General features: G+C 67.0%; 10 protein-coding genes. 4 read left to right on the top strand and 6 right to left on the bottom strand.

The features are described 5' to 3' along the window. The first annotated feature begins 406 nt into the window (after positions 1 to 406). Positions 407 to 904 carry an acyl-CoA thioesterase gene (locus AC1DO7_RS39235; protein WP_441624109.1) on the top strand — a complete coding sequence of 166 codons (498 nt, stop codon included), beginning with the start codon at positions 407 to 409 and terminating at the stop codon, positions 902 to 904. Here the strand turns inward: AC1DO7_RS39235 and AC1DO7_RS39230 are convergent. From AC1DO7_RS39230 to AC1DO7_RS39220, 3 genes are all read right to left on the bottom strand, one after another. Continuing rightward, positions 901 to 2,346: a sensor histidine kinase gene (locus AC1DO7_RS39230; RefSeq protein WP_441650286.1), complete on the bottom strand. Its 1,446-nt coding sequence runs from the start codon at positions 2,344 to 2,346 to the stop codon at positions 901 to 903. The two genes, AC1DO7_RS39235 and AC1DO7_RS39230, sit on opposite strands and share 4 nt — an antisense overlap. Positions 2,347 to 2,524: 178 nt before the next feature. After that, positions 2,525 to 2,746 carry a hypothetical protein gene (locus tag AC1DO7_RS39225; protein ID WP_441624113.1) on the bottom strand — a complete coding sequence of 74 codons (222 nt, stop codon included), beginning with the start codon at positions 2,744 to 2,746 and terminating at the stop codon, positions 2,525 to 2,527. An 85-nt stretch (positions 2,747 to 2,831) separates the two neighbouring features. Then, on the bottom strand, positions 2,832 to 3,776 hold the full coding sequence (locus AC1DO7_RS39220) for a CAP domain-containing protein (RefSeq protein WP_441624105.1): 945 nt from the start codon (positions 3,774 to 3,776) through the stop codon (positions 2,832 to 2,834). Here AC1DO7_RS39220 and AC1DO7_RS39215 point away from each other — a divergent pair. Further along, positions 3,760 to 3,990 carry a hypothetical protein gene (locus AC1DO7_RS39215; protein WP_441624103.1) on the top strand — a complete coding sequence of 77 codons (231 nt, stop codon included), beginning with the start codon at positions 3,760 to 3,762 and terminating at the stop codon, positions 3,988 to 3,990. The two genes, AC1DO7_RS39220 and AC1DO7_RS39215, sit on opposite strands and share 17 nt — an antisense overlap. 248 nt (positions 3,991 to 4,238) lie before the next feature. Here the strand turns inward: AC1DO7_RS39215 and AC1DO7_RS39210 are convergent, their stop codons facing one another. Together AC1DO7_RS39210 and AC1DO7_RS39205 are read right to left on the bottom strand one after the other, a co-directional pair. Beyond that, on the bottom strand, positions 4,239 to 4,460 hold the full coding sequence (locus AC1DO7_RS39210; RefSeq protein WP_441624101.1) for a hypothetical protein: 222 nt from the start codon (positions 4,458 to 4,460) through the stop codon (positions 4,239 to 4,241). Between the two features lie 45 nt (positions 4,461 to 4,505). Continuing rightward, entirely contained in the window at positions 4,506 to 4,922 is a 417-nt protein-coding gene (locus AC1DO7_RS39205; protein ID WP_477117415.1) for a lecithin retinol acyltransferase family protein, read from the bottom strand. Between the two features lie 362 nt (positions 4,923 to 5,284). On the opposite strand from AC1DO7_RS39205, the gene AC1DO7_RS39200 reads away from it, so the two are divergent. Both AC1DO7_RS39200 and AC1DO7_RS39195 read left to right on the top strand, forming a co-directional pair. Further along, positions 5,285 to 5,572, top strand: coding sequence for a hypothetical protein (locus tag AC1DO7_RS39200; RefSeq protein ID WP_441624097.1), 288 nt, complete (start codon positions 5,285 to 5,287; stop codon positions 5,570 to 5,572). Positions 5,573 to 5,656: 84 nt separating this feature from the next. Further along, on the top strand, positions 5,657 to 6,427 hold the full coding sequence (locus AC1DO7_RS39195; RefSeq protein ID WP_441624095.1) for a PP2C family protein-serine/threonine phosphatase: 771 nt from the start codon (positions 5,657 to 5,659) through the stop codon (positions 6,425 to 6,427). A 51-nt stretch (positions 6,428 to 6,478) separates the two neighbouring features. On the opposite strand, the gene AC1DO7_RS39190 is transcribed toward AC1DO7_RS39195, so the two are convergent. Next, positions 6,479 to 7,343: sigma 54-interacting transcriptional regulator (locus AC1DO7_RS39190; RefSeq protein WP_477117414.1), on the bottom strand; the 865-nt coding region annotated here is incomplete at its 5' end.

Here is a 7,343-nt window from a genome sequence, read left to right as displayed (position 1 = left end):
CGGTTGGCCAGCTGGCCGGGTATCGATTGGGACTTCGGTTCGTTTGCTGTCGAGCATCTTTGCTTCGCTCGGGAGGTACAAACGCATGGAGTGTGCCAAGGCGGGCCATGYCGSCKCRRATCGCCCGCAARCCCAGGCGGGGCTTGGGAGAAATTTTCTTCGAGAGAAGAAAATGGCGCCGGAGTCCGGTGCCGGAAGGCTTTGATCTGGCAGGCAAAAGCCAACACAACAGACGCCGTGTGTTCGTTCGCCGCCAACATCGGGGCAATGCCGGCCGGCACAGCAAGGAAACAGGGAAACCTGGCGACGATTGCCGCCGCAAACAGACAGAATGCGGTATGCCTCACCCGTTCGGGGAGGCGTGCGTGGCTGCCGCCAGCAGCCATATCCTAGCCAGGAGCTTTCAATGCTGATGCGAGACGCAATCCCCCATGTTCTGAGCCGCGGTAGCGAGATGTTTACGCGAGACATACAGGAGACGCCCCCGCAAAAGACCTTTCACCATGCGATCGACATTTACCTCAAGGACTCCAATGCATTCATGAACACCTACTTCGCGCGCTACTTCGAGTGGCAGGGCATTTGCCGCGAGCGCTGGTTCCACGAGTGCATCCATGACAACCTGCTGGCCGCGGGCGGCGTGTTCGTGACCAAGCGCGCGCATCAGGAGTATGTCGAGGAGACGTTCCCGTTCCAGAAGGTGGATTGCTACCTCAACACCTTCCAGGTGAAGCAGTGCTCGGCCTACCTGTTGTTCCGCTTCTGCGTGGATGGCCGTCCGGTATCGCTCGGCTACCAGCAGATCGTGTTCGCCGGGCGGGACAAGCGCATTACACGCTTCCCGCGCGAGATCGTCGAACGCGTCAAGGAGTACGAACTGAAGCTGCCTAAGTTCGCCAGCTAAGCCGTGCCCGCCCCGCTTGCCGTCTGGCCGGCGGGGCGTCTGCGCGGGGCGGCCTGGCTGCCTGCGTGGGCGTCGGGCAGGCGCAGCAAGAAGGTGGTGTGGATGTCGCGCACGGATTCGCACTGGATGCGGCCGCCGAAGGCTTCGACCACCCTGCGGCAAAAGGCGAGCCCCATACCGACGCCGCTGCCGTGCGCCTTGGTGGAGAAGAAGGGGTCGAAGATGCGAGGCAGGACCTCGGGCGGGATCCCCGGGCCGGTGTCCCGGAAACGCAGCAGCCAGCTCCCATGCTCCTGCAGCACGGCGATCTCGATGTGCGCAGCGGGACTGGCGCGCATGGCCTGCAGCGCGTTCTTCAGCAGATTGAACAGGACATAGACCAGCAACGTTTCGGAGCCGGGGAAACACCAGGCCGGATCGATCGGCCCGACCGTCACCCGCTCGCGTTCTCCCGCCAGGAACGGATACCGCGCCAGCGCGGCGTCGACACAATGCCGCAGCGACTGTGCCGTGAAACTGCGGCGGTCAAGCCGTTCCAGCGTGACCGAGGCGAGCGCCATGTCGATCACGGTGTGGGTGCCCTCGATCTCGCGCCTGATCGAGTCCACCAGGCCGGCGGCGCGTTCGAGCTGGCCCGGGCGCATGCGGTCCTCGTACAGGCCATGCGCCACCGCGAGCCGGTAGCCCGCCAGCAGTTCCGGCCAGGCACGGCCCATTTCCTCGGCCTGCAGCCGGATCGTGGTGAGGGGGGTGCGTACCTCGTGCGCCACCGTGGCGGCCAGCGAGAACGGGTGCATGAGGTCGTAGCGCACGATCGTGACGGCGAGTATCCCCAGGCTGGCGCCGATAAAGACCACGCCGGGCGGATAGAAGGCATAGCCATAGTTGGCGGCGTAGTCCACCGCCGCCAGCGAGTAGAGGCCCAGGCTGACCAGGCACAAGTCGAGCCGCTTGCGCTTCTCGCCGGTGGCGCCACGGCGCGCGGCCAGCAGCAGCCAGCCACTGCGGCAGGCCAGCAGCACGGTCTGCGCCACGTGCAGGGGATGCAGCCGCCCCGCCTTGGGATACGCGCCGAAGAAATACGTATAGAAGCCGGACACCACTTCCCCGCCGGTCAGCACCAGCACCGCGAGCACCAGCGACAGCCCGTACGAAGCCAGCAGCAGGGGCCGCTCGGTGCGGCGCTCGCTCACTTCGGTGATGAAGTGATAGAAACAGGTCGGCAGGAAGATGATGAAGAGATAGCCGACCTTGGCCAGCAGCAGCGCCACGTCGGGATGCTCGGCCTGGAACAGGAAGGCCCAGGTGCCCTGCCACGCGAACGTGGTCACGCACAGCAGGAAGAAGGAAGTGGAGATCCGCGTCACGCCCTTGGTGACCAGCACATACAAGCCGAAACCCAGGAAGATGGCTGAGACGAAGGCTGGCAGGATAGCGTACATGGCGTTCCGGAAGGACGGTCCTGGCGCCCGGACGGGTGCGCGGCCGGACCGGCAACCCGCCATTTTATGTCGGGACAAGCGCACCCGTGCAAAGTCTGGCTAAGTACAGTTCTTCACATTATTGAACGCAAGCACCGTACCGGGACCCGCGTCCGGCATGCCGGACCGCCCGCCAGGCCTAGTTCACCTGCCCCGCATCGATGGTACGCATGGCAGCGGCTTCGGCGAGGGCAAGCGCGGCTTGCGCGGTCGGCGCGATACCGACTTCGTCCTCGAACGAGGGCTGCGGCGCCTCGCCGAACGCATCGGCAATCACCACCGTTGCCGAAAAACCGCCGGTGGCCGATGCCACCGCGCGGGCCACGACGGCATAGCCGCCATATTCGAATGCGCGCTCCATCATTCCCTCCCCTCGCTATGCATGAGGCAATCATAGTTGGCGCTGCCTCGGCCGGGGCAATCTGATGCTGACGGCAGCCAGCCCGCTATTTCGTGACGAACGACCAGCTCAGGTTGAGCGGCTTGCCGCCCAGCTGCCCGCTCACGGCCACGTTGTAGCGCGTGCTGCCGGCCAGCGGCGCGAGCGGCGTGCAGACCGCCGCGCCGTTCGCCGCACCCGACACGCCCGCGGTGCGCGAATCCACCTTCAGGCAGTTGACGTTATTGCCCTGCGCGTCGGTGAGCACGAAGGTATCGGCCGTGAACGCCTGGCTGCGATCGATCGCCTGCAGCGTGACGGGGTAGCCCAGCGTCTGGTTCTGGTAGCCCGGAGCCGGATTGGGGCTTTCGTTGTTCAGCCAGCTGGTCGGCACATCGGCCTGGCCGGCGTAGGGATAGGCCACCATCTGGATGGCGGTGCCCGGCATGGTGGCATCGGCGAGATCGACGGTCTGGTAGAACGACGCGGTGGCGCCGCCCGAAGTCGAGCCCTTCTGCTCGGCATAGCCCGAACCCGCAGATTTGTAGCTGCCCAGCAGGCTCATGCGATGCAGCGGCGCGTCGAACAGGTCGGATACCAGTGCATCGGTGGAGGCCAGGGCCAGCGCTGCGTTCGGGTCGGAACTCCACTTGCTGGCGCTGCCGACCACCTCCGCCGTGGCGTCCGTCTTGTACTGCGCCTGCACGCGCGCATCGGGCGTGGCGCCGGTATAGCCACGCAGGGACGCATTCTCGTCGTGGCCGAGCGTATTGTTCCAGAGCATGTAGTTGCTGTGGTTCTGCGCGGCCACGCCGATCGCGTCCTGCGCCTCGAGCGCGGGAAGTCCCACCAGCACGCGCCGGTAGTTGGCGTAGCACAGCCCCGCCGATTTCGGCTCGCCAAGCGCGTGATAGCCGCTGACGTTGGCCGCGCCGCGTGCCGGCAGGATGCTGACGTCTACGGTGCCCGCAGCCGGCGCGGCATTGCCGCTTACCGTGAAGCAGGCGGTCACGGCGGTCGCCGGGACCGCCTGGCTGCCGGCGCTGGCAGCCGGCGCGTTGGCATTGGCGGTGTTGGCTGAGGCATTGCCGGAAGCATTGGCGGCGGGCGTCGCGCTGCCACTGCCGCCATCCCCGCCACCGCCGCAAGCGGTGAGGATCGTGCTGGCGCAGGCAAGCGCGAAGAGTGTCCTGGAGAAGGAAGCCCTGGCAGGCGCAGTTGAATGAGTCGCTGGCATCGATCCGGAAGGTTTCGCCCGGCACTTCACGGCCGGTGGTGGATGAGGCAGCACCCCCGCCGGCAATCCCCTGGCGGCTGGCGGTGCAAGAACCGGGCGATGTTATTGGCGGCCACGGACCAGCGTCCAGCCTGCGAACAAATGCTTACGTGTGACCTTTGCGAAAGTAGCGGATAGCAGTCCTGCGCGTGCGCATGGGACTTCGGCATCACGGCGCGCGAGGGCACCATGCCTTGCTCACCCCGCATTCAGTGCAGGCGGAAACACGCACCAGCACCCGTCGCCGTGCCGGAAGAAGAACATCGAGAGCTGGCCCGACGGGCCTGCCACTTCCACCCGCACGCAGCCGCGGCGTCCGGCGCGGGCACCGCGCACGCGCGTGATGCGTGCCGGCGCCGCGAGGCGCGCACCGAGCCATTTGTCGATCAGTCCGCGCAGCGATATGCTGGTTGCTTGCATGTCCGTCTCCTTCGCATTGCTTGCCGTTGCCCTGGTCGTCCCGGCTCAAGCCGCGCGGGCACCGAAGTGGGCACCACGCCATTCAGCCCGGACGAGCGTGCCGAGCAGGACCGCAAGCGCATGCACGGCCATGGCCGGGTGCTGCAGGCAGGTTTCCACTTGTGCGCTGCGCGCTTCGCCAAGCAGGCACCACGAACAGAAGTGCTCGCAGTTGTTGGTGAGCAGCCGGTAGTTGTCTTCCCCGAGGCGGGAGCGGGCGCGTGCCACGGCCTGGAGGCCGACGTAGCGGGCGCAGGGATTGGCCTTGACGCTGACGGCGTGGCCGGCGGCAAAGTCCTCGATGGTCACTTCCTTCACGGGGCCGCGATGCAGCGAGCCGGAAAAGCCGGCGTAGTGAACGACCTTGCCCGCGCCGACGTAGATGCCGTGGTGGGCGTAGCCGCGGCGCCTTGCACCGTTTATGTTGGCACGCCGCCACCACCGGGGTCGAAAGCCACGCTGGCGGCGCGCGGCACCGCGAAGACAAGAGGTTGCACAGCAGATTGCACGGCACGCGGGCCAACGACACGGCACCAGCCCGGACAGGTGGGCGCTACCCACCAGACCCGGCGCAGATGTTGGCGAACCACCAACGTTTTGGGCCGCGCGGTATCGCGCCGGYGGGCGCAGCGAAAGCGCCGGCGGGCCGGCTAGCCGCTCGGCAGCTGGGTTTCAGGCGTGCGCGGCGCCCTGGCCGCATTGCGCCAGCCGCCTGGCATACGCCTTGCATCTGAAAGCGGGACGGCACCACTGCCACCCACCTCACCACCCAACGGAGTCCGATCATGGCCTCGCTCACCATCAAAGACCTCTACAACGACCATACGCTGGACGGACGCGCCATGTCGGCCGTGCGCGGTGGCGGCGCCCCCTGGGTATTCGGCTGGATCCAGCCCTACCAGCCGGCCCGGCCGAGCCTCGGCCCCGTGGTCAACTTTTACGAGATCAACAACAGCTTCTATGCTGATCAGATGGTTAATCAGTTTCAAAACATCGACGTTCGCAATTCGGCACCCGGAGCGAACATCAATGTGCAAGCGGGACAAGGCGCACGCAACGACGGACGGATGTAAGCCGGCCGGGCGCGGCCAGTGCCGGCGCCCGCGCGATCCGCCCGCTTGGCGCGCGCCAGGGCGGCCCGTACACCGGAGACGACCGTGACCTGTGCATCGCAATTCCGCTGGACTTCAGCCGCGCGCACCGACGTTGGCCTGCTACGCGAGCGCAACGAAGATGCCTGCCTGGCACGGCCAGACCGCGGGCTCTGGGTCGTGGCCGACGGCATGGGCGGTCACGCGGTGGGCGACTACGCCAGCAACCTGGTGGTGGAAACGCTGGACCGGCTGGGCGAGCCGCGCAGCCTGGAAAGCCTGCTCGACGACGCGCGCGCGGCGCTGCATGAGGTCAACCTGGCGCTGCTGACCGAGGCAACGCGGCGCCAGGTGCGGCGCATCGGCAGCACCGTGGTCGTGCTGATGGCCTGCGAGCGCTTCTGTGGCTGCCTGTGGGCCGGCGACAGCCGTATCTATCTCTATCGCGACGGGCACCTGACGCAGCTCACGCGCGACCACAGCCGCGTGGAGGAACTCAAGGCGCGCGGCCTGATCACGGCGGAGGAAGCCATCCATCATCCCGCGCACAACACCATCACGCGCGCTGTCGGCGCGAACGCCGCGCTGGAGCTGGAGCAGACCTGGGTGGAAGTCGCCGATGCGGATATCTTCCTGCTTTGCAGCGACGGCCTCAGCAACGAGCTGCGCGATCCGGAGATCGCCAGCTTCCTGGCCTGCGGCGATTGCGAACTGGCCGCGCAGGCGCTGGTGACGGCCGCGCTGGAGCGCGGCGGCCACGACAATATCTCCGCCGTGGTGGCGCGCGCGGAAGACCTTTACGCGACCGACAAGACCATGGTGAATCCTGCGATCTAGGCAGGCCTGCCAGGCCAGCCAGGCCGGGCAGGCCCGCCACGCAAGCGTGGCCTACCCTGGCTTGCCGCCCGCCGCCGCCTGATGGCGAAAATCCTTGGAATGGATGCCGTGCTTCTTCAGCAGCATCTGCAGGTGCGAGCGGTTCATGTCGAAGCGCCGGGCCAGCTCGGCCACGGTGCCGCCCACCTCCTGCAGCCCACGCTCGAGAAATGCGCGCTCGGCCTCGTCGCTCGCGGCCCGCTTGGCCTCGCTCAGCGAGGTCGCCGTCGTCGCATCCACGCCGCCACCTGCGGCAACACCGCCGGAAACCAGCGTGGGCCCGGCCACCTTGGGCCGCAGATCTTGCGGCAAGTGGTCGAGATCGGCGGTGTCGCCGGCCAGGCACGATACCCGGTACATCAGGTTGCGTAGTTCGCGGATATTGCCCGGATAGGCGTAGTTCATGAGGAAATCGCGCAGGCGCGGCGTCAGCTTGACCGGGCGACGCTTGAGCGAGCCCGCGGCCTCGTCGCCGAAGAATGCCACCAGCAGCGAAATCTCGTCGCGCCGCTCGCGCAGCGGCGGCAGCGTGACATGGATCACGCTCAGGCGGTAGAACAGGTCTTCGCGGAACTTGCCCTCCTCGCTCAGCCGCCGCAGGTCCCGGTTGGTGGCCGCCACGATGCGCGTGTCCACGGAGATGGTCTCGTCGGACCCGACCCGCTGGATCTCGTGTGCCTCCAGCACGCGCAGCAGCTTGACCTGCCCGGTGAGCGGCAGTTCGCCGATTTCGTCGAGGAAGATGGTGCCGGTATGCGCGCTCTCGAACTTGCCGCGCCGGTCGCTGGCCGCCCCCGTGAACGCGCCCTTCTTGTGCYCGAACAGTTCGGACTCGATCAGGTTCTCCGGGATCGCCCCGCAGTTCACCGAGATGAAG

It is taken from the genome of Cupriavidus sp. 05N40 (assembly GCF_056397305.1).
Note: the sequence above shows the minus strand (reverse complement) of the source record. Positions and strands in the feature narration are given on the sequence as shown.